This window comes from Thermosulfurimonas marina (genome assembly GCF_012317585.1).
Taxonomy (GTDB): domain Bacteria; phylum Desulfobacterota; class Thermodesulfobacteria; order Thermodesulfobacteriales; family Thermodesulfobacteriaceae; genus Thermosulfurimonas_A; species Thermosulfurimonas_A marina.
This window is the reverse complement of record NZ_CP042909.1, coordinates 52,458-72,712: the sequence shown is the minus strand read 5'-3', so window position 1 is coordinate 72,712 and position 20,255 is coordinate 52,458. Positions and strand designations below refer to the sequence as shown.

The following is a 20,255-nucleotide window of genomic DNA, read 5'->3' as shown; positions in this document are numbered from 1 at the left end:
TCTTACCTCACCAAGCGCAAAGTTTTAAGGTCGAGCCACTCCAGCGGATTGAGTGGCCGATTCCCTCTCCTGAGTTCGTAATATACCCCGCTTGGTCCAAAGGGGGAATCCGCTACCGTACCCAGGGGTTGACCGGTACGCACATACTCTCCAAGGGCTACGTTTACCTGATCTAACCCTCCAAGCATGGAGACAAAACCGTAGCCGTGATCCAGGACCAGGACCTGCCCCTGGCCCTCCACCCAGCGCAGCCGGGAGGCCCGGGCCAGAAAGGGGGCCACCACCGGAGTCCCCGGAGGGGCCCCGATATAGATACCGGGGCTAAAGGCGTACTTCCCGGTGAAGGGATCCCGATCCAGTCCAAAAAAACGAAGAAGCTTTCCCTTTACCGGGGCCACCAAGAGTCCTTTTACCTCAAAAAGCGGACGCAAATGCGGAAGCCCTTCTTTCGGTTCTCTCCTTTTTTCTTTTTTCAAGGCTTGCAATTGGCGACGGGTCTCGGCCATTTCTCGGGCCAGGGTTTCCATCTCTTCCTTGGCGGCCTCAAGGAGACTTAACATTTCCCGGTAGAGCCGCTTATTTCGGCGGACTTCTTCAAGCAGAGTCTCCTTTTCCTTTTTGAGAAGCCGGAGTTCGGCGACCTTTTTTCGGAGATCCTCCTGACGCTCGCGGTATTCCTGGATCTTTTTTTCTTTTTCTGCGCGGAGAAAGGCGATATCCTCCATGGTTTGGCGAAGGGTTTTTAGTTTCTCGCTTTCGTTCTGGATGATGAGATAGAGATAGTCCTCCCGGCGTAAAAATTCGTTTATTTCCCGGGGCTCAAAAAGGAGATTCATCCAGGTGGTCCGGGAAAGGGTGGCCAGAAGGGCCATTTCCTGACTCAAGCGCGCCTTGAGTCTCTTTTTCTTTTCTTCCAGATGAGAGATGGTCTGGGAAAGGGCCTCAATTTCTTTTTTCAATTCCCGAATTTGCCCCTCCAGGTTTTTGATCTCTCTACTGTAGCGGGAGATCTCCCGGGCCAGGTCCTGGAGCTCTTCAAGGATGGACTTCTCCTTGACGGTGGCCCTTTCAAGGAGGAGCCTTTTTTCCTGGATCTTTTTTTCCAGAGAAAGGCTCCCCGCGCGGGCCGGGCTCAGGAAAAGTAGCGCTGCACCGCAAGCCAGGATAAAAAGGCGCAGAAGAATCCCGTACCTCCTGTCCCCAAAAGGATATAGACCGTAGGCAAAAGGGTAAGCTTTAGCTCCCAAAAGGGGATTACTCCGGAAAAGGTCCCCTGAAGATAACCCTCAAGGAGCTTTAGTAACCCGAAGGCCGCCACAAAGGCCCCGGAGCCTATGAGAAAGGCCGCCACCATCTTCGGCCGTCCGATATACCCTGGAGAGGCCCCCAGCAGAGAAAGGATCTCAATCTCCTCCCGCTGTCTTTCCAGAGTGAGATTTACGGTGACCACCACCAGAAAGAAAAGGGAGGTCAGAAGCAGGGCCACGCTCAGATAAAGGAGTTTTTGAAGGAGTTGTGAAAGACGCCAGAGACGTCCCAGCCAACTCTGAGCATAGCGAATCCGGAGTATTCCGGGCTCTTTTTCCAATTCTCGCAGTCGGGGCTCCACCCGGGGAAGATCCCGCAAGGGATCTCCGAAGTGGACTTCTAGAAGAATGGGAAGTTTTGAAAGATCTAGATTTTCTAAAATTTCGGGGTCTTCCCGGAAAATTTGTTTTAGTTCCTGAAGAACTTGCTTTTTCCCTACTATATTTACCTCTTTTACCCCGGATAGGCTTCTAAATTTGTAAAGAATTTCTTCTCGGGTCTCCAGAGGGAGGTCCGGGGCTAGATAGACCGTAAAGGCCAGACTCCGGGCCGCCTGATGGGAAAAGAGATAAAGCTGGTAATACAGGGAGGAAAAGAAAAGGAAGAGACTTACGGCAAAGGTGATAATGAGAAAGGTCAACCCGTAAGACCCTCGATGATTTCTAAGCTCCAGGAAGACCCTCTTAAGCATTCACTATTCTCCCTTCCGGCAAGACCAGAATGCGGCGGTGATGGCCCCGGAGGAGGTTTTCATCGTGGGTGGCTAGGATGACCGTGATGCCCTCGGCGTTCAACTCTTCCAGAATACGGAGGATTTCTCGACTTCTTTCCGGATCGAGGTTCCCGGTGGGCTCATCGGCCAGGACAAGCTCAGGCTCCTTTACCACGGCCCGGGCGATGGCCACCCGCTGTTTCTCTCCTCCGGAAAGGGTCTCTACCCGCTGGTCTCGGCGGGCAGCCAGATCCAGTCTCCGGAGGATGCGTTCCACCCGTTCCCGGGCCACCGCTCCCCCGATTCCCAGGACCTCTAGACCTAGATAAACGTTTTCAAAGACCGTCTTTTCGGGAAGGAGTCGAAAATCCTGAAAGATAAAACCCATCCTTCGCCGAAGAGCAATGAGATCTCGGCGGCGGAGATGGGCATAGTCGAGGTCTCCATAAAGGATACGCCCCGAAGAAGGCCTCTCCAGCCCAAAGATCAGATTGAGGAGAGTGGATTTTCCGGCCCCGCTGGGCCCGGTCACGAAGAGAAGCTCTCCTCGCCGCACTTCAAAGGAGATATTCTCTAGGGCCCGGATAGAAGGGGGGTAAATCTTGGTCACCTTTTCCAGCTGGAGAAGAGGTTTCCCTAGGGCCATTTCCTTTTCCGGAAATTTTTGGCTATTATACTTAAGATCTCGGGCAAAGAAAGGGAGGAATTCTCATGGCCAAGATAGATGCCTTTCTTAAGCTCATGGTGGAGACCGGGGCCTCCGATCTTCATCTCTCTACAGGCAATCCCCCCATCCTCCGGGTCCATGGGGACCTTCAACGGGTGAAGTACAAGGTCCTGGAAAACGAAGAGCTCAAGGCCATGCTCTACGAGATCACCCCGGAGGAGAAGATCAAGCAATTTGAAGAGACCGGAGATGTGGATTTTGGCTTCGAACTTCCGGGGGTAGCCCGTTTCCGGGTGAACTTTTTCATGCATCATCGGGGAGTGGGGGCGGTCTTTCGGCTTATCCCCAGCCAAATCCGCACTGTGGAGGAACTGGGGCTCCCCCCTATTCTCAACAAACTGGCCCTCCTTCCCAAGGGTCTCATTCTGGTCACCGGGCCCACCGGATCTGGTAAATCTACCACCCTTGCGGCTATGGTGGACTACGCCAACCGCATGCGCAAGGACCACATTATTACTATTGAGGACCCCATCGAATTCGTACATCAGCCCAAGAACTGCCTGGTAAATCAGCGGGAGGTGGGGGTCCATACCCGCTCCTTCGCCGCAGCCCTGCGGGCGGCCCTGCGTGAGGACCCGGACATCGTCCTGGTGGGAGAAATGCGGGATCTGGAGACCATCTCCCTGGCCCTGGAGGCGGCCCTTACCGGCCATCTGGTCATGTCTACCCTGCACACTATCTCCGCCGCCCAAACCGTAGACCGGATCATCGAGATCTTTCCCCACGAACAGCAGCCCCAGATCCGGGCTTCTCTGGCGGACTCTTTGCGCGCGGTTATTTCCCAGACTATGTTCAAAAGGATCGATCGCCCGGGTCGAGTGGTGGCCCTGGAGATCCTCATTGCTACTCCGGCGGTTCGCAATCTTATCCGTGAAGGGAAGACCTACCAGATTCCTTCTATTATTCAAACCGGCCGAAAATATGGTATGATCTCCCTCGATGATTCCATTATGGATTACCTTCAGCGGGGAATCATCAGCCCGGAAGAAGCCTTGAACAAAGCCCTGGATAAGACCCGCTTTATGCCCTTTGTCAAAAAGGCAGAATTGGCAGACTTTACGGAGATCCCGGGATAGGGAGGGGGAGATGCTCAGCGAAATAGACCTCAGTGAGCTCATCTGGGACCTGGCCCGCAGTCACGAAAGGGCCACCGATATCCTTTTTATGGTGGGGCGGCCCTTTCAGGTCCTGGCCGACGGCCGTTTGCACCAGGTGAAGCTTTCCCACTGGCCAGTGGAAAGGCTTACCCCCCTTCAGACGGAGACCATCGCCTTTAACCTTCTGCGTAAAAATCCCCGGCTCTTTCAGGACCTGGTGAGACACGGTTCTGCCGATCTCTCCTATCGTCTCCCGGACGGGACCCGTTTCCGGGTAAACATCTATTCCCGGCAGAAAAACTACAACATCGTCATGCGTAAGCTCCCCTCGCAGGTGCCCTCCATTGCCGATCTAGGGCTTCCTCCGGCCTTTTATCGCATCGCCCAGGAAAAAAGTGGGATTGTGCTGGTCACCGGGGCCACCGGTCAGGGGAAAACCACCTCGCTTGCGGCGATCCTGAACGAAATCAACGAGCGCGAGGCCGTGCATGTGGTAACCCTCGAAGATCCGGTGGAATATGTGCACCGGCCCAAAAAGGCCACTTTTAGTCAACGGGAACTCGGCACAGACTTCGATACCTTTGCCAATGGTCTGCGGGCCGCCCTGCGCCAGGCCCCGCAGGTGATCCTGGTGGGAGAGATTCGGGATCGGGAGACCATGGAGATCGCCCTTATGGCGGCCGAGACCGGACATCTGGTTCTTTCCACCTTGCATACCGTAGGGGCCGGAAACACCATTAACCGTATTTTGGGCTTTTTCACCATCGAGGAGGAACACCAGATCCGCAACCGCTTGGCCGATACCCTCCGGTGGATTGTAGGACAAAAGCTTCTTCCCAAGGTAGGAGGAGGACGGGTGGCGGTCTTCGATATCCTTTACAATACCATTCGTACCAAGGAGACCATCATCAAGGGGGAAGAAGAGGGCCGGACCTTTTACGATATCATGCGTCAGGGCAGTCCCTATCACATGCAGACCTTCGATCAGCACATCGTGGAACTTTACCGGCAGGGCCTGATTACCGAAGATGTAGCCCTGGCTTACTGCGTGCGCCGCGACCTGGTGGGGCGGGAAATCGACCTTATCAAATCGGCCAAAGGGGAGAAGACCTCGGATCTTGAGGTGGAAAAGCTCAAATTAGAATTTGAGGAGGGGCCGTGGCGGAGGAAAGGGTAGAACTACAGTGTAGTGGTTGCGGCAAAAAGTTTCGTCTCCGGCGCCCCCCGGAGGAGATCCCGGAAGAGCTCCTCCTCTGCCCGGATTGTGGAGGGCGTCTGATTTTTCCGGGAAAAGGGGGCGGGGGACAGGAGGAATCCCGCATACCCTTGGAAGACTATCTCCTTACCGGTCCGGTAGCCCTCCTCTACTGGGACCTTCCGGTGCCGGAAGAGGTACTGGAGGAGTTCCTAGGCCGGGAGGGTTTTGCTGTGCGCCGCTTTGCCTCCCGAGAAGAGTTACGCCACTGGTTGAGGATCTTCATGCCCCAGGTGCTGGTTTACGGCACCGAAAAGCCGGAATTGGTAGCAGAATGTGAAGACTTCCTCCAAAATGATCTCCCGCCAGATGAGTATCGGCGGATCTTCCGTATTTGGGTGACCTCCCGGTACCGGACCCTGGAGCCCCGGGAGGTCTTTTTCTCCGGGATGCACCTGGTCTGTCATCCGGGGGACCTGGAGCGGTTTGAGAAGGTCTACGAAAAGGCTCGTACTTACTGGGATAACCTCTACGGGCCTTATTATAGAGTCCTTGAGGAGGTGAATCCATGATCCGCAAAGCCGTCCTTCCGGTAGCCGGTCTGGGCACCCGGATGCTCCCGGCAACCAAGGTCATCCCTAAAGAGATGCTCTGCGTGGTAGATCGTCCGGCCATTCAGTATGTGGTGGAAGAGGCGGTGGCGGCCGGACTCTCAGAGATCATCTTCGTCATCTCCCGGGGAAAAGAATCCATTCTGGATCACTTCGATCTCTCTCCGGAGTTAGAGGCCGAGCTTGAGGCCCGAGGCAAGACCGCGCTTCTGGAAAAAGTCCGCCGGGTCTCTTCTATGGTGGAAAGCCTTTCGGCGGTGCGTCAAAAGCGGGCCCTGGGTCTGGGGCAGGCCATCCTCACTGCGGCCCCCTTGGTGGGGAATGAACCCTTTGCCGTACTCTTGGGGGACGATCTGGTGCAGGCGGAGGTCCCCTGTATCCAGCAACTGGTAGAAAAGGCCGCGGAACTCCGGGCCCCGGTGATCGCCGTGGAAAGGCTTCCCCGGGAAAAAGTCTCCCTCTACGGGGTCATCGCCGGGGAGGATCTGGGAGGGGGGCTGTGGCGCCTTTCCGGGGTGGTGGAAAAGCCCCGACCGGAGGAGGCCCCTTCGGAGATAGCCATCATCGGCCGCTACGTCTTTTTCCCCGAGATCTTTGATTACTTAAGGCGCACCCCTTGGGGAGCCGGCGGAGAGCTCCAGCTCACGGATGCCGTAGCGGCCATGATTGCCGACGGACGTCCGGTCTACGCCCTAGAATTCAAGGGGACCCGCTATGATACCGGAAATAAAATCGGTTTTGTAAAGACCGTCCTGGCTTACGCCCTGAAAGATCCCGAAATAGGAGAAGAGTTGCGCCAATATCTCCAGACTCTCCTTTGAGCCTTGCGTTTTTATAATCTCGTTCTCCCGGTTCCCCTGCCGGGGGCCCTGGTTTACGCCTCCAAGGCCCCCCTTTTGCCGGGGGTGCGGGTCTTGGTCCCGGTGAAGACCCGGCGTATGGTGGGGGTAGTGTTGGAGGAGGTGCCCGAGCCCTCCGGCCCCTGGGAGATCCGGGAGGTAGAAGAGGTCCTGGACCAGGAACCCCTTATTCCGCAGGAACTTTTGAGGTTCCTCCTCTGGTGTCAGGGATATTATCTGGCCCCTCCGGGCGAGGTCTTCCGGTTGGCCTTTCCTCCGGGATTTTTCCGGGAGATCCGGAGGCGCTACCGGTTGACCCCGGCCGGGCGCCAGGCCCTGGCCGAGGGAAGGGCCCCGGAGGCCCTTTCCTGGTTCCGGAAGGCCCGCTCGTTAAGGGCTACCAGAAGCCGCTTTACGGAGGCGGAGCTTTCCGAATTTTTAGCCCGGGGCTGGCTTTCCGAGGAGGAGGACCTTTCCCGTCTCCGGCCTCCCGAAGAGCCCTGGCTGGAATTTGCGGGAGGCGAGCCCCTGGGAGAAGCAGAGAGATTTCTGGCCGAAAGAGGCCGCTGGCCAAGACGGTTTCTGGAAGAAATTTTCGGCCGTAAGGCGGTGGAAGACCTCCTCCGGGAGCGTCGGGCCCGGGTGGTGAGTCTCCCCCGCCTGCGTCGGGGGCCGGTGGTGGAAAGTGGGGAAAGGCCCCGGCCCAGTCCCGAACAGTTGAGCCTTATCCGGGAGATCGAAAGGTTCCTTCCTCAGGGTTTTACCGTCTTTCTCCTTCACGGGGTGACCGGAAGCGGAAAGACCCTGGTCTATCTCGAGGTGGCCGAAAGGGTCCTGGCCCAGGGGAAGTCCGTATTGGTCCTGGTCCCGGAGATTGCCCTTACCCCCTATGTGGAGACCCATTTTGTGGCGGCCTTTGGACGAGAAGTGGCCGTACTCCATAGTGCCCTGAGTCCTTCGGCCCGGGCCGCGGAATGGTTCCGGGTGGCCCGGGGGGAGGCCCGAGTGGTGGTGGGCACCCGGCTGGCCCTCTTTGCCCCGTTAAGAGACCTGGGGCTCATTGTGGTGGATGAGGAACATGATCCCTCCTACAAGCAGGCCGAAAGACTCCCTTATCAGGCCCGGGATCTAGCCCTCATGCGGGGACGGATGGCCGGGGTCCCAGTCATTCTGGGCTCTGCCACCCCTTCGGTCAAGAGTTTTTACTTCGCCCGCACCGGGCGCTATCGGTATTTGAGGCTCAAGAGCCGCCCTTCGGGAAGGAGGCTTCCGGAGGTGGAATTGGTAAGACTTTCCGGCCCGGAGCCCTTTTCTTCGCGGCTCCTTGAGGCCCTTTCCGAGACCCTTTCCCGAGGGGAGCAGGCCCTTTTATTCTTAAACCGGAGGGGATACGCTCCGGCGGTCTACTGTCGGGAATGCGGGGAGGTCCTCGGCTGTCCTAACTGTTCCCTCACCCTTACCTATCATCGAGCCCGAGGCCTTCTCCTTTGCCATTTCTGTGGCCACGAGGTTCGGGCCTTCCCCCTCTGTCCCCATTGCCAAGGGACGGCCTTCCGGCTTTCGGGAAGCGGTACCGAAAGAATAGAAGAGGAGTTGCGGAAATACTTTCCCGGGGCCGAGGTGGCCCGCCTGGACCGGGACACGGTGACCTCTGAAAAAAGACTTACGGATTTACTAAGGCGCCTCCGCCGGGGAGAGATCCAGATCCTGGTAGGGACCCAGATGGTGGCCCAGGGTCACGATCTCCCCGGGGTGACCCTGGTGGGGGTGCTTCTGGCCGAGGGAGGGCTTCATCTCCCGGACTATCGGGCGGCCGAACGGACCTTTCAACTTTTGGTACAGGTGGCGGGAAGGGCCGGACGGGGGAACCTTCCCGGACGAGTGATCCTCCAGACCCGCCTTCCCGAACACTATGTCCTTCAAGCGGCCTTGAAGCAGGACTATGAGGCCTTTTTTGAGGAAGACCTGGCCCGCAGACGGGCCTTTAGCTTCCCTCCTTTTAAGCGTCTCTGTCTCCTTCTGGTGACTTCCGTTCGTGAAGAGAAGGCCCGGGAGGGGGCGGAAAGGGCCGCGGAGTTTTTTCGCTCCTGGCCGGAATTGGAGGTGTTGGGCCCGGCCCCGGCTCCCCTGGCGCGCCTTGCCGGGCGGTTCCGCTGGCAGGTGCTTCTCCGGGCCCCGAGGGCCTCGGCTTTCGACCGACCCTTGCAGCGGTTTCTGGAAGAGGTCTCCCGCTGGCCTTCCGGTCTGCGGGTGACCCTTGATCGGGATCCCGAAGAGCTGCTATAATTTTATTCCATGGCTTCGAGGTTTGTTCCCCAACGCGCGGGCTGGGCGGAGAGAGAAAAAAACGCCCTCATCAATTTTGACCTCAAACCCGAAGAACTCGAGGCCTATCTGGACGAATATCTCATCGGGCAGCGGGAGGCCAAAGGGATCCTGGCCACCAAGATCTGTACCCATTTCCACCGGGTGAAGTATTTTCTGGAGCGCGGAGAGCGCTTCGACGAGGTAGGTTTTGTCAAGAACAACATCATCATTATCGGCCCCACCGGGGTGGGCAAGACCTTTATGATCAAGCTCATCGCCCGGAAGATCGGAGTGCCTTTTGTCAAGGGGGATGCCACCAAGTTCAGCGAAACCGGATATGTGGGCGGGGACGTGGAGGACCTCATTCGCGATCTGGTGCAGGAGGCCGACGGCAATGTAGAGCGGGCCCGTTTCGGAATCGTTTACCTGGACGAGATAGACAAGATTGCCTCGAGCGGCCACATCATCGGCCCGGATGTCTCCCGGACGGGAGTCCAGCGGGCCCTGCTTAAACCCTTGGAAGAGACCGAGGTAGAACTACGCACCCCCCATGACCCCATAAGCCAGATGGAGGCCGTGGAATATTATCGGCGCACCGGGCGCCGGAGGCGCAATACCATAAACACCCGCTACATCCTCTTTATCGCCAGCGGGGCCTTCGGGGGCCTGGAGGAGATTATCCGCAAGCGGCTCCACAAGCAAAAGCTGGGCTTTCTTTCAGAGATCGAGGCCCGGGAAGACACGCAGATCAATTACTTCAAGTTTGTGACCCCGGAAGACCTGATCGCCTATGGGTTTGAGTCAGAGTTTGTGGGGCGGTTCCCGGTGATCGCCGTCTTTGATCCCCTGACGGAGGAAGATCTTTACCACATTCTGGCCAACCCTAACAGCGTGATTGTGGTGAGTAAAAAGCGCGACTTTCGGGCCTACGGTATTGATTTGGCCTTTACCGATGAGGCCCTGCGGGAGCTGGCCCGCAGGGCCGCTCGGGAGAATACCGGGGCCCGGGCCCTTTCCCGGGTCCTCGAGCGGGTCCTTATTCCTTTTGAGAAGGCCCTTCCCAGTACCAAGCTCAATTTTTTGGGGGTTACCCGGGAGGTGGTTCTGGAGCCGGAGCGGGTCCTGGCCGAAATGCGGGCCCATCCGGAGTCCTCTCGGTGGAGGGAGTGGTTTGAGGCCGCCTGTGCGGATGAGGAACATCGCTTGAAGAGCTTTCTTAAAGAACGTAAGAAGGGCTTTTTTGAGCGTCACCGCTTCCCTCTTACCCCGGCCAAGCTGGATCTGGTCTTAGCCCTGCATCGCAAAGAAGATCTCGACCCTCAGCAGGCCCTGGAAGAAGTCCTCATGCTCTGGCGTCAGATCCAGAGCTTTGAAAAGAGTTATGAGAGGCGCCTTGGTTTTCGGGTCTATTTTTCCGAAGCGGCCCGGGACCTCATCCTCCAAGAGGTGGTCAAGCGGGACGAAGGGGTGTATGCCTTTTGCGATCGCCTGCTCAGCGTCCTGGAGTATGGCTTGCGCCTGGTACATGACCGCACGGGCAAAAGGGTCTTTGAACTTCCAGAAAAGGCCGTGACCTCTCCGGAGGAGTTCCTGAACCGTCTGGTGAGCACCTCTTATCGCCTGAGCTAAACATGGCTAAACCCCCTCTCATATATCTGGCCCTTTCCGATTCCGTGGCCGAGCGGGTAGAAGAGGAGTTGCAACCCTTAAAGGCCCGGATGGTAAGAGTTTCCGATGGAGAAGAGCTAATTCGTCTCTGCCGGGAGGTCCCTCCAGAGGTGGTCATTCTAGAGAAGGAAATTCCCAAGCTCGATGGATATGCCGCGGTTCTTCTTCTCAAGAGTAGTCCCCGAACAGCCAAGATTCCGGTAGTGGGAGTATGCAAGTGTCTTTCTTCAGAGGAGTTCGAAAAGGCCCGGGATGCTGGCTGCGACGATTATGTGTGTTATCCTTTTAATAAAGGGGAGTTGAAAGAAGTGGTAGAAAAAATTTTGAGAGGGTAGCCAAATGATAGGTATTTCCAAACTTTATTGCGGGACGGTTGAGCCTTCGGATCCTCTGCGCTACGGGCGCCGGGCCAAGGATCTTCCTTCCCATCTTTTACAGTTTTCGGCCGACAAAAGGCCGGTGGTGGTCTGGAATGTAACCAAGCGCTGCAACCTGCGTTGTGTGCACTGTTACGCCTCTGCAGACCCCAATCCCCATCCCGATGAACTCACCACTGAAGAAGGGATGGCCTTATTGGAGGACCTGGCCCGGTTCGGCTGTCCGGTGGTGCTTTTTTCCGGGGGGGAACCCCTCATGCGCCCGGACATTTTGGATCTCATCAAAAGGGCCGTAGATCTAGGCATGCGGGCGGTGATTTCCACTAACGGAGTCCTCATTGATCGGGCCCTGGCCCGGGAGCTCAAGAAACTGGGTCTTTCCTATGTGGGCATCAGTATGGACGGACTCCGGGAGGTCCACGACCGTTTTCGGGGAGTGAAGGGGGCCTTTGATAAGGCCATGGAGGCCGTAGAAAACTGCAAGGCCGAGGGGATCAAGGTGGGGCTCCGTTTCACCATCAACAAACTCAACGCCCAAGAAATTCCGGGAATTTTCGACCTGGTGGAAGAATACCAGATCCCCAGGATCTGTTTCTACCATCTAGTTTATGCCGGACGGGGTTCCCGCCTGAGGGAACAGGACCTCTCCCATGAGGAGACCAGACGCTGGGTGGATTATATTATTAACCGCACCAAGGAGCTCCACGACAAGGGCCTCAAGGTAGAGGTCCTCACTGTGGACAATCACGCCGACGGTCCCTATCTCTATCTGCGCATGAAACGAGAGGGCCATCCCCGGGCCGAAGAGGTCTACGAGCTTCTGCGTATGAACGGAGGCAACAATTCCGGGGTGGGGATCGGCTGTGTCTCTTGGGACGGCTCGGTACATGCCGATCAGTTCTGGCGGCATTATTCCTTTGGCAACGTGCGAGAGCGGCCCTTTAGTGAAATCTGGTTAGACACTTCGGATCCCCTTATGGCCAAACTCAAAGAAAAAAAGAAGTGGGTGAAGGGGCGTTGTGCCCGGTGCCGGTTTCTGGAGGTCTGTGCCGGAAATTTCCGGGTGCGGGCCGAGGCTGCCACCGGGGATGTCTGGGCCCCGGACCCGGCCTGCTATCTCACCGATGAAGAAATCGGTATCGCTTAAGGAGGGCAAAAAATGCCAAAAATCCAGAGGGCCCTTATCAGTGTGACCGACAAGACCGGGGTGGCGGAATTTGCTAAGGCTTTACATGAAATGGGGATAGAGATCATCTCCACCGGGGGTACGGCCCGGGTCATTCGGGAGGCCGGAGTCCCGGTGACGGATGTCTCCGAGGTTACCGGGTTTCCGGAGATGCTCGATGGCCGAGTAAAAACTTTGCACCCCAAGATCCACGGAGGTCTTCTTTATCTCCGGGACAAGGAGGAACATGTACGCCAGATTGAGGAACACGGGATCAAGCCCATCGATTTGGTGGCGGTAAACCTTTACGCCTTTGAAAAGGCCGTGGCCTCCGGGGCGGATCTGGAAACAGCCATCGAAAATATTGACATCGGGGGGCCTACACTTTTGCGGGCGGCGGCCAAAAATTTCAAATATGTCACGGTAATCGTGGATCCTGCGGACTACGAAAGGGTGCTTGCGGAAATGCGGGCCCACGGGGGGTCCACTACCTTGCGTACCAGGTTTGAGTTGGCCCGCAAGGTCTTTGAGACTACCTGGCGTTACGATCGGGCCATTGCGGAATACTTGGCCGGAGTAACCCCTCCTGAGGCCTAAATGATATGTATCTCCGTGGCCGCGCCCACGGTGGAGGAGGCTAAGCGAATCCTAGCCTCCGGACCAGAGGCCGATCTCTTTGAGATCCGTCTGGATGCCCTAAGGGAGCCGGCCGTAGCCCCCTTTTTCTCTCTTTCCAAGCCCCTTATCTTTACCTTTCGGGCACAAGAGGAAGGGGGTCTTCGCCCGGCCCCTTTAGAAGAACGCCTTTTCTGGCTCCGGGAGGCGGCCACCCACGGAGCCTCCTTCGTGGATCTGGAGTTAGCCTGCGGTCCGGAGGCCGTGGCCCAGCTGCGCTCCGGACTCCGGGAAACCCGCCTTATCCTTTCCTATCATAATTTTCAAAAAACTCCATCTAAAGCATACTTATGTGATAAAATTAAAGAAATGGTTGAGCTGAAGGCCGATGTGGGCAAGGTGGTTTGCATGGTGCGTAGGCCGGAGGAGGGGTTAGAGTTGCTTTCCCTCATCGTTTGGGCCCGGCGCAAATTTGATCTTCCGCTAGTGGCCTTTGGCATGGGGCCGGCAGGGCGCTGGACCCGGGCGGTCTCCCTTTTTCTCGGAGCTCCTTTTACCTTTGCCGCTTCCCGAACCGGAGCCGAGACTGCTCCGGGGCAGTTGGTAGCGGAAGATCTGCGTAAAGTCCTCAAAATTCTGGGGGTCTAAATGAGGGTCTTGGGGGTCCTGGGATATCCGGTGGCCCATTCTCTTTCTCCAGCGATGCACAACGCGGCCCTGCGGGCCTTGGGGATTCCTGCGGTCTATGGGGCCTTTGAGGTGCCCCCGGATCTTTTGCCCCAGGCTATGGTAGGGGTTCGAGCCCTGGGAATCGGCGGTCTTTCGGTAACCATCCCTCACAAAGAAACGGTGATGCTTTATCTCGAGGAGATCGATCCGGTGGCCCGGAAGATCGGGGCGGTAAATACCGTGGTCAACCGGGAAGGGCGCCTCTGGGGGACCAATACCGACTGGATTGGAGTCAAGCGCAGTCTGGAGGAGGCCGGTCTTAATCTGCGGGGCCGGCGGGCGGCGGTGGTAGGGGCTGGAGGAGCGGCCCGGGCGGTGGTCTTTGCCCTGAGGGAGGCCGGGGCCGAGGTGGAGGTTTACAATCGGACTCTGGAGCGGGCCCAAGCCTTGGTTCAGAGCCTGGGGGGACGGGCCTTTCCTCTTTCCGAGATCTCTCAGGCCTCAGGGGAAGTCATCATCCAGACCACCAGCGTAGGGCTTAAAAGCTGGGAGAGCCCGGTCCCAAAAGAAGTCTTTCATAATTTTCGGGCGGCCATGGATCTGGTCTATGTGCCTCTTAGGACGCGCTTTCTGGCCGAGGCCGAGGCTGCGGGGTGCCTTACCATTGACGGGCTCAAGATGCTGGTTTATCAAGGAGCGGAGCAGTTCCGCCTTTTTACGGGAAAAAATCCTCCCTTAGATCTTATGTATCAGGCGGCTCTGGAGAGACTTAAAAAGCATGGAGAAGAAAAAAATTAAACCTCTTGCCGGACCGGTGAATCTAAGCCTGCGTCTTCCGGGTTCCAAGAGTCTCACGCAGCGGGCCCTTCTTTGTGCGGCCTTGGCGGAGGGGGAAAGCCGGATCGAAAATCCCCTTCTCAGCGAGGATACCCAGCTTCTGGCCCGGGCCCTTTCCGCCTCCGGAGCGGAGGTGGTCCTTGAGGCAGGGGGGTTCCGGGTCCGGGGAGGGGGAGGGAGTCCGGCCTTTTCCGGGCAGATCAAGATCTTTTTTGGAAACAATGGGACCGGATCCCGTTTTTTCCTGGCCTATGCCGCCCTGGCCCGAAAGGGTAGAGCCGTCCTCTACGGGAAGCCCCGGTTACACGAGCGACCCATGGGGACCCTGCTTGAGGCCCTGCGGTCTTTGGGGGCGGAGATTCGGTGTTTGGAAAGGGAAGGTTTTTTGCCGGTGGAGGTTCGGCCCGGGAGGCTTCAGGGCGGTCGGGTAGAACTTTCGGCCGAAAAGAGCAGTCAGTTTGTTTCCGCCCTCCTTCTCCTCGGCCCCTATCTTCCGGGAGGGTTGGAAATCGCTATCCGGGGAGAGCTGGTCTCCACCCCTTATGTGGACCTGACTCTCGCGGTCATGCGGGCCTTTGGGGTAGAGGTGGAAAGGAGGGCCGAAGGTTTCAAAGTGCCTGAGGGGCGTTACACCTCCCGGACCTACGAGGTCGAAGGCGATGCCTCAAGCGCCGGATACTTTTTGATCCTTCCGGCCCTTCTTGGGGGGAAAGTCACGGTAGAAAACCTGTCTCCAGACTCTCCTCAGGCCGACACCCTCCTTCTGCACCTTCTTTCCGAGATCGGCGGGAGGGTGGAGCCCTCGGGCCCCGGGGTGAGGGTGGAGTTTTTCGGAAGACCTCGGGGCTTTGAGGTCAATCTCAAGGAGGCCCCGGATCTTTTTCCTACTCTATGTGTGCTAGCGGCGGTGGCGGAAGGACGCAGCCGTATCTACGGGGCTCCGCATCTCCGCTACAAGGAATGTGACCGCATTGCGGCTATGGTGAAAGAACTCCGGAAGTGCGGCGCCTTAGTAAAAGAACTCCCGGACGGAGTCGAAATCGAGGGGGGAAGGAAGCTTCACGGCACGGAGATTGACACCTACGACGATCACCGTATAGCCATGGCCTTTGCGGTGCTAGGGCTGGCGGTTCCGGGAATGATTATTCGCCATCCCGCTTGTGTGGCCAAATCCTTTCCCGAATTCTGGGAGTATCTCCAGGGCCTTTATAGCTAGAACCAGTACTCTGGATAGCGCCGGCGAGGAGCCAGATTATTCACCAGCACAGCTACCACCAGCATAATTAGAGCTCCAAGTCCCGCGGGGATCAGGGCATAGAGATACCCCAAACGATGTACCTTTTCGCTACCGATGACCGCGATGAGAGCTGTAGCCCCTCCGGGGGGATGGAGGGTCCGTGTGGCGTGCATAGCCGCAATGGCTGTAGAGACTGCAAGGGCTGCAGCCAACCACATCTCCCCGTGAAAGACTTTGTAACAGGTCACCCCGATAATGGCGGAAAGGATATGTCCACCGATAAGGTTTCGGGGCTGGGCCAGGGGACTTTGAATAGCTCCATAAATAAGGACTGCAGAGGCCCCGAAAGAGCCGATAACCATGACCAGGTCCGTCCCGCTAAGGATGCGGTAATGTGTAAAAGCTACGGCAGCAATCCCCAGGAAAGCCCCGATCCAGGACCAGACGATCTCGGACCATGCCGCCCGGGGAGGGGCTTGGGTTACTCCTTTCATTTTGGAAAAATATACCTTCCAGAAACCCATAAGCCCTCCAAGGCCACTACTTGAATTAGTCGTGGAAACTCTTTAATTTAGCGGAAGGAGTTTTTCAATTAATTTTTGGTTGTTTTAGTTAAAACTTTGTAAAAGATTTCTTTAAAATGTGGCTTCAAAAAGTGATCCTTATTGGTTTCCGGGCTACAGGGAAAAGTACTGTGGGGCGTTTGTTGGCCGAAAGACTTTCCTGGGACTTCGTAGACCTTGACCACTATATAGAAAGACGCCTGGGGAAAAGCATCCGGGAGGTGGTGGAGGAAGAGGGGTGGGAGACCTTCCGTCGCGCGGAAAGGGAGGCCCTGCGGGATTTCATCGGACGGCCAAGGGTGGTGTTGGCCGTAGGAGGAGGGGCGGTAATGCACCGAAAGGAGATGGAGGAGTTGGGCCGAGAGGGCTTATTTATCTGGCTTAAGGCCTCGCCGGAGACTATTTCGCAACGGCTAAAGAAGGATCCGTATACAAAGACCCGGCGCCCCTCCCTTACCGGAAAATCTCTGGAGGAGGAAGTACGGGAATTGCTCCAAGAAAGGACCCCCCTTTATTCGGCCCTGGCCCATCTCGAGCTTTCCAGTGAAACCCAAGCCCCCGAAGAATTAGTAGAGCACATACTAGAACAAATTAAGAATTTTTGACCCTTTCCGAGAGGCCCTTTAAGAGCTCAAGGGCCTTAAGAGTCAAAGAAAGAGAAAGGGTTCCCATTCCGCAGGAAGGAGTGAGGAGGGAGCGCTGAAGGAGAAGTTCCTCCGCAAGTCCCGTCTTTTCCGCCAAGCCCTGAATTAAAGAACGAAATTTCTGAAAAAGACCCTCCACGGTCTCTTTCTCTAAGGCCTCCTTTCTCAAAGTGGGCACCAGCCCCCAGGCCACCCAACCTCCTCTTATAAAAAATTCCTTCAATTCCTGAGCATAACTTATGAATTTTTCGGAAAAATCATAAGCATCAAAATTGATGATTTCGAAGGGACTTTCCAGAAGAAGGCTCCAGTCCGTATTTCCGCAGACATGGACCCCGGCCAGGCCTCCGGCCCGGTGAATCTCCCGGATTACTTCTGCGAGGGAGGCAAGGACCTCCTCCCGGGAAACCCCTACAAAGGCCGAGGATCCAAATCCCGAAAGGGCGGGCTCATCTAAAAAGAGGATCACTCTTGGCGAAAGGGCCTTAAGGGTTTCTATCTGGAAGCGGGCTTTGAGGGCCACCAGGCGGCCGACCATATCCCGCATCTCCGGATCGTAAAAAAGGGCCCTTCCGTCGGAAAACTTAAGGCCCGTAGCCAGAGTAAAGGGACCGGTGATCTGCCCCTTTACCGCCAAAAAATTTCCCCCTCGGGCCTCCTCTAAAAGGACGTAAAGGCCGGGGGTCTCCTCCGGAGAGAGGGCAAAGCGGGTCTCCGAAAGGGGCCTTCCCGCCTCCGTGACCGCCAAATATTCCTCGTAAAAACGGAGCTTTTCCTCTTCAAAATTCGGGGCTTCGGGGTCCACCCGCAGGCCTTCCGGGTCAAATCCCGGAAGCCCTCGGGAAAACTGGACCAACATACCCTCTCCCCGCGCAGGAAGCTGGGGCCAGCAGGGGATCTCCGGAGTATATTTCAGGATGAGGTCTGTCGCCTCCCGGTGATCCCGATGGGGAAAGCTTCCGATAAGAAGACCTGCTCCGGCAAGATCATTCGCATTTGGGTTTGAGCTCACTGCACACCCCCGTCTCTATTTGCGGGACAAAGAGTCCATTTTCCAGAGGAGTGAGAGAAAGACCTTGTCCTCCGAAGCGTTTTTCGAGATAGGCGATGATGGCCCGGGAGCCCTCGAGGATCTCCCGGCGGCCAGGCCGATCTACGATGAGAACCGGGACTCCGGAAAGCCCCAAGATCCGGAAAAGGGGCAGGGCCTCCTCCTTGCGACAAAGGTAAAGGTTAGCCTGAGGAAGATGGCGACAGAAGTCCAGCACCTCGTGACAGTGGGGACAGTCCGGAGAGTATATCAGGAGGAGATCCGGCACCCGGGGCCGATCCGGGAAGGCCGGAAAGGCCCGGGCCTTGAGTGCGGAAAGAGGAGTGGCGGTGAGGGCAAAACCCAAAAGGAGCCCGGCAAGTCCTCCCAAAAGGGCCCCCCAGGAAGGCCGGTGAAACACCAAAAGGGGGAGGGCCGAAAGGGCCACCCCCAGGCCCACCAAAAGACAAAAAGGACAATAGAGGTGGTATTCCAGCCCCTGGCGTAAAAAAAATATCGTCTCGGCAAAAAGTCCCCCGGAGGCCCATAGATAAAGAAGGCCCTCCTTTTTCCCGAGGAGAAATCCTCCCAGCCCCAGAAAATAGACCAGTCCCAGAAGGACCATTTCTCGGTGGGAAAGGCGCGCCCATTCTCCCACCACTACACAACTTGTGGCCTGGCAGAGACTTTTTCCTTTAAAGTTCAAGAGCAATTCAATAAAGAGCCCTAGAGTCCAAAAAAGGACTACTAAAAGGACCCCAAACCGTACTATTTCTGAAGGTGCCCTTTTCTCGACCATAGTCTCCCTTGTCAAACCAAAAAATATAAATTAGATAGCCCTAAAAGTCCAGAAGAAAGGAGGGGGCCATGAAGTTAGATCCGACCAAGATGAAAGATTGGGAGATAGCGGCTGAATGTGAAAAACGCATGAAAACGGTCTATCAGTTGGGAGAGGAGTTAGGGCTTACTAAAGAAGAGCTCCTGCCGTACGGGCACTATGTAGCCAAGATCGACTACCGGAAGGTCCTCGAAAGGCTCAAGGATCGGCCCAACGGAAAATACATCGACGTTACGGCCATTACGCCCACGCCTCTGGGAGAGGGTAAGTCCACCACGGCCATCGGTCTCATTCAGGGTATGGGAAAGCGGGGCAAAAAGGTCATCGGAGCCCTGCGTCAGCCCTCGGGGGGGCCCACTTTTAACATTAAGGGAAGCGCCGCCGGTGGAGGACTGGCCCAGATTATCCCCCTCGACAAGTTTTCTTTGGGACTGACCGGAGATATCAACGCGGTGATGAACGCCCACAATCTGGCCATGGTGGCCCTTACGGCCCGCATGCAGCACGAGGCCAACTACGACGACGAATTTCTGGCCAAGCGGGGGCTTAAGCGCCTCAATATTGATCCCAAACGGGTGGAGATGGGCTGGGTGATTGATTACTGTGCCCAGGCCCTGCGCCATATCGTGATCGGCCTTGGGGGAAAGCGCGATGGCTATCCCATGGAGAGCAAGTTCTGGATCGCCGTGGCCTCGGAGGTCATGGCCATTCTGGCGGTGGCTAAGGATCTCAAGGATCTGCGGGAGCGCATCGGCCGTATCGTGGTGGCCTTCGACAAATTCGGAAATCCCATCACCACCGAGGATCTCGAGGTGGCCGGGGCCATGACCGCCTGGCTGGTGGAGGCCATCAATCCCAACATGATCCAGACCCTGGAAGGGCAGCCCGTCCTTATCCACGCCGGGCCCTTTGCCAACATCGCCATCGGGCAGTCTTCCATCATCGCCGACTACGTGGGATTGAAACTGGCGGACTATCTGGTTACCGAGTCCGGGTTTGCCGCGGACATCGGCTTTGAGAAGTTCTGGAACATCAAGTGTCGCCTTTCGGGCCTTACGCCGGACTGTGCGGTGGTGGTGGCCACCATTCGGGCCCTCAAGTGTCACGGCGGGGCCCCCATTCCTCCTCCCGGAAAACCCATTCCCAAGGAATATTACGAGGAGAATCTCGAGTGGGTGGAGAAGGGCTGCGAGAACCTCATGCACTGTGTAAACATCGTGAAAAAGAGCGGAACCACCCCGGTGGTCTGCCTTAATGCCTTCCACACCGACACCAAGAACGAGATCGAGCTGGTGCGCCGGATCTGCGAGGAACACGGAGTACGGGTGGCGGTCTCCGAGCACTGGCTCAAGGGTGGAGAAGGAGCCCTGGAGCTGGCCGACGCCGTGGTGGAGGCCTGTGAGGAGAAAAGCGAGTTCCGTTTCCTGTATGACCTCGACGAACCCATCAAGGACCGCATTGAGAAGATCGCCCGCGAGGTCTACGGGGCCGACGGGGTGGTCTATCTTCCGGCGGCCGAAGAAAAGATCCGGTATCTGGAGTCCGATCCCGAGTTGCGCAAGATGCCCATCTGCATGGTAAAGACCCATCTTTCCCTTTCCGACGATCCCACCAAGAAGGGGGTGCCCAAGGGCTGGAATCTTCGGGTGCGGGATGTTCTTATCTACCGGGGCTCGGGCTTTATCGTGCCTGTGGCCGGGGACATCAGCCTCATGCCCGGAACCGGCTCCGACCCCGCCTACCGCAGGATCGACGTCGATGTGGAAACCGGAAAGGTCAAGGGGCTCTTCTAGAAAGGGCAGAGAATTTTTTCCCC

At 56.9% G+C, this 20,255-nt stretch carries 20 protein-coding genes; 14 read left to right on the top strand and 6 right to left on the bottom strand.

The features are described from left to right. Positions 1–2: 2 nt before the first annotated feature. From FVE67_RS00375 to ftsE, 3 genes are read right to left on the bottom strand one after another with little or no spacing between them, the layout of a single operon-like run. Positions 3–1,247: a murein hydrolase activator EnvC family protein gene (locus tag FVE67_RS00375; protein WP_168718699.1), complete on the bottom strand. Its 1,245-nt coding sequence runs from the start codon at positions 1,245–1,247 to the stop codon at positions 3–5. Further along, a complete protein-coding gene (locus FVE67_RS00370; RefSeq protein WP_168718698.1) occupies positions 1,133–1,999 on the bottom strand; it encodes a cell division protein FtsX in 867 nt (288 codons plus the stop codon). Before FVE67_RS00370 ends, FVE67_RS00375 begins: the two co-directional genes overlap by 115 nt. Further along, positions 1,992–2,666 (bottom strand): cell division ATP-binding protein FtsE, encoded by a 675-nt coding sequence (gene ftsE, locus FVE67_RS00365; protein ID WP_168718697.1) that lies wholly within the window; start codon positions 2,664–2,666, stop codon positions 1,992–1,994. Before ftsE ends, FVE67_RS00370 begins: the two co-directional genes overlap by 8 nt. Before the next feature lie 65 nt (positions 2,667–2,731). Between ftsE and FVE67_RS00360 the strand changes: the two genes are divergently transcribed. The 12 genes from FVE67_RS00360 to aroA are packed head-to-tail and all read left to right on the top strand — an operon-like array spanning position 2,732 to position 15,343. Next, a complete protein-coding gene (locus FVE67_RS00360; RefSeq protein WP_168718696.1) occupies positions 2,732–3,823 on the top strand; it encodes a type IV pilus twitching motility protein PilT in 1,092 nt (363 codons plus the stop codon). A 10-nt stretch (positions 3,824–3,833) separates the two neighbouring features. Continuing rightward, complete coding sequence (locus FVE67_RS00355; protein WP_168718695.1) at positions 3,834–5,021, top strand: type IV pilus twitching motility protein PilT; 1,188 nt, start codon at positions 3,834–3,836, stop codon at positions 5,019–5,021. Beyond that, entirely contained in the window at positions 5,003–5,611 is a 609-nt protein-coding gene (locus FVE67_RS00350) for a hypothetical protein (protein WP_168718694.1), read from the top strand. The genes FVE67_RS00355 and FVE67_RS00350 overlap by 19 nt, the downstream gene beginning before the upstream one ends. Beyond that, positions 5,608–6,471, top strand: coding sequence for a UTP--glucose-1-phosphate uridylyltransferase GalU (galU, locus tag FVE67_RS00345; RefSeq protein ID WP_168718693.1), 864 nt, complete (start codon positions 5,608–5,610; stop codon positions 6,469–6,471). The genes FVE67_RS00350 and galU overlap by 4 nt, the downstream gene beginning before the upstream one ends. Before the next feature lie 3 nt (positions 6,472–6,474). Further along, positions 6,475–8,775 (top strand): replication restart helicase PriA, encoded by a 2,301-nt coding sequence (gene priA / locus FVE67_RS00340; protein WP_168718692.1) that lies wholly within the window; start codon positions 6,475–6,477, stop codon positions 8,773–8,775. A 9-nt stretch (positions 8,776–8,784) separates the two neighbouring features. After that, on the top strand, positions 8,785–10,425 hold the full coding sequence (locus FVE67_RS00335; RefSeq protein ID WP_168718691.1) for an AAA family ATPase: 1,641 nt from the start codon (positions 8,785–8,787) through the stop codon (positions 10,423–10,425). 2 nt (positions 10,426–10,427) lie between these two features. Continuing rightward, positions 10,428–10,799 (top strand): response regulator, encoded by a 372-nt coding sequence (locus FVE67_RS00330; RefSeq protein ID WP_168718690.1) that lies wholly within the window; start codon positions 10,428–10,430, stop codon positions 10,797–10,799. 4 nt (positions 10,800–10,803) lie between these two features. Beyond that, positions 10,804–11,988 (top strand): 12,18-didecarboxysiroheme deacetylase, encoded by a 1,185-nt coding sequence (gene ahbC / locus FVE67_RS00325; RefSeq protein WP_168718689.1) that lies wholly within the window; start codon positions 10,804–10,806, stop codon positions 11,986–11,988. Positions 11,989–12,000: 12 nt separating this feature from the next. Beyond that, positions 12,001–12,603 carry an IMP cyclohydrolase gene (locus tag FVE67_RS00320; RefSeq protein WP_168718688.1) on the top strand — a complete coding sequence of 201 codons (603 nt, stop codon included), beginning with the start codon at positions 12,001–12,003 and terminating at the stop codon, positions 12,601–12,603. Next, positions 12,604–13,269: a type I 3-dehydroquinate dehydratase gene (locus FVE67_RS00315; protein WP_168718687.1), complete on the top strand. Its 666-nt coding sequence runs from the start codon at positions 12,604–12,606 to the stop codon at positions 13,267–13,269. Next, positions 13,270–14,088 (top strand): shikimate dehydrogenase, encoded by an 819-nt coding sequence (locus FVE67_RS00310; protein WP_168718686.1) that lies wholly within the window; start codon positions 13,270–13,272, stop codon positions 14,086–14,088. It begins immediately after the preceding gene. Further along, positions 14,069–15,343, top strand: coding sequence for a 3-phosphoshikimate 1-carboxyvinyltransferase (gene aroA, locus FVE67_RS00305; protein WP_168718685.1), 1,275 nt, complete (start codon positions 14,069–14,071; stop codon positions 15,341–15,343). The genes FVE67_RS00310 and aroA overlap by 20 nt, the downstream gene beginning before the upstream one ends. On the opposite strand, the gene FVE67_RS00300 is transcribed toward aroA, so the two are convergent. Further along, positions 15,340–15,858: an HPP family protein gene (locus FVE67_RS00300; RefSeq protein ID WP_210534614.1), complete on the bottom strand. Its 519-nt coding sequence runs from the start codon at positions 15,856–15,858 to the stop codon at positions 15,340–15,342. The two genes, aroA and FVE67_RS00300, sit on opposite strands and share 4 nt — an antisense overlap. Before the next feature lie 146 nt (positions 15,859–16,004). Here FVE67_RS00300 and FVE67_RS00295 point away from each other — a divergent pair, with 146 nt between their 5' ends. Then, complete coding sequence (locus tag FVE67_RS00295; RefSeq protein WP_168718683.1) at positions 16,005–16,532, top strand: shikimate kinase; 528 nt, start codon at positions 16,005–16,007, stop codon at positions 16,530–16,532. Here the strand turns inward: FVE67_RS00295 and FVE67_RS00290 are convergent. Together FVE67_RS00290 and FVE67_RS00285 are read right to left on the bottom strand one after the other, a co-directional pair. Beyond that, positions 16,519–17,583, bottom strand: coding sequence for a uroporphyrinogen decarboxylase/cobalamine-independent methonine synthase family protein (locus FVE67_RS00290; RefSeq protein WP_168718682.1), 1,065 nt, complete (start codon positions 17,581–17,583; stop codon positions 16,519–16,521). The two genes, FVE67_RS00295 and FVE67_RS00290, sit on opposite strands and share 14 nt — an antisense overlap. Further along, positions 17,558–18,400, bottom strand: a complete 843-nt coding sequence (locus FVE67_RS00285; protein ID WP_168718681.1) for a glutathione S-transferase N-terminal domain-containing protein — start codon at positions 18,398–18,400, stop codon at positions 17,558–17,560. The genes FVE67_RS00290 and FVE67_RS00285 overlap by 26 nt, the downstream gene beginning before the upstream one ends. 68 nt (positions 18,401–18,468) lie before the next feature. Here FVE67_RS00285 and FVE67_RS00280 point away from each other — a divergent pair, with 68 nt between their 5' ends. Further along, on the top strand, positions 18,469–20,232 hold the full coding sequence (locus FVE67_RS00280) for a formate--tetrahydrofolate ligase (RefSeq protein WP_168718680.1): 1,764 nt from the start codon (positions 18,469–18,471) through the stop codon (positions 20,230–20,232). Positions 20,233–20,255 lie beyond the last annotated feature (23 nt).

Excerpts from the sequence above, each read along its gene's own strand:
- FVE67_RS00370 (WP_168718698.1), bottom strand. The coding sequence starts at position 1,999 with ATGCTTAAGAGGGTCTTCCTGGAGCTTAGAAATCATCGAGGGTCTTAC.
- ftsE (WP_168718697.1), bottom strand. The coding sequence starts at position 2,666 with ATGGCCCTAGGGAAACCTCTTCTCCAGCTGGAAAAGGTGACCAAGATT.
- FVE67_RS00360 (WP_168718696.1), top strand. The coding sequence starts at position 2,732 with ATGGCCAAGATAGATGCCTTTCTTAAGCTCATGGTGGAGACCGGGGCC.
- FVE67_RS00355 (WP_168718695.1), top strand. The coding sequence starts at position 3,834 with ATGCTCAGCGAAATAGACCTCAGTGAGCTCATCTGGGACCTGGCCCGC.
- galU (WP_168718693.1), top strand. The coding sequence starts at position 5,608 with ATGATCCGCAAAGCCGTCCTTCCGGTAGCCGGTCTGGGCACCCGGATG.
- FVE67_RS00335 (WP_168718691.1), top strand. The coding sequence starts at position 8,785 with ATGGCTTCGAGGTTTGTTCCCCAACGCGCGGGCTGGGCGGAGAGAGAA.
- FVE67_RS00330 (WP_168718690.1), top strand. The coding sequence starts at position 10,428 with ATGGCTAAACCCCCTCTCATATATCTGGCCCTTTCCGATTCCGTGGCC.
- ahbC (WP_168718689.1), top strand. The coding sequence starts at position 10,804 with ATGATAGGTATTTCCAAACTTTATTGCGGGACGGTTGAGCCTTCGGAT.
- FVE67_RS00320 (WP_168718688.1), top strand. The coding sequence starts at position 12,001 with ATGCCAAAAATCCAGAGGGCCCTTATCAGTGTGACCGACAAGACCGGG.
- FVE67_RS00315 (WP_168718687.1), top strand. The coding sequence starts at position 12,604 with ATGATATGTATCTCCGTGGCCGCGCCCACGGTGGAGGAGGCTAAGCGA.
- FVE67_RS00310 (WP_168718686.1), top strand. The coding sequence starts at position 13,270 with ATGAGGGTCTTGGGGGTCCTGGGATATCCGGTGGCCCATTCTCTTTCT.
- aroA (WP_168718685.1), top strand. The coding sequence starts at position 14,069 with ATGGAGAAGAAAAAAATTAAACCTCTTGCCGGACCGGTGAATCTAAGC.
- FVE67_RS00300 (WP_210534614.1), bottom strand. The coding sequence starts at position 15,858 with ATGAAAGGAGTAACCCAAGCCCCTCCCCGGGCGGCATGGTCCGAGATC.
- FVE67_RS00295 (WP_168718683.1), top strand. The coding sequence starts at position 16,005 with ATGTGGCTTCAAAAAGTGATCCTTATTGGTTTCCGGGCTACAGGGAAA.
- FVE67_RS00285 (WP_168718681.1), bottom strand. The coding sequence starts at position 18,400 with ATGGTCGAGAAAAGGGCACCTTCAGAAATAGTACGGTTTGGGGTCCTT.
- FVE67_RS00280 (WP_168718680.1), top strand. The coding sequence starts at position 18,469 with ATGAAGTTAGATCCGACCAAGATGAAAGATTGGGAGATAGCGGCTGAA.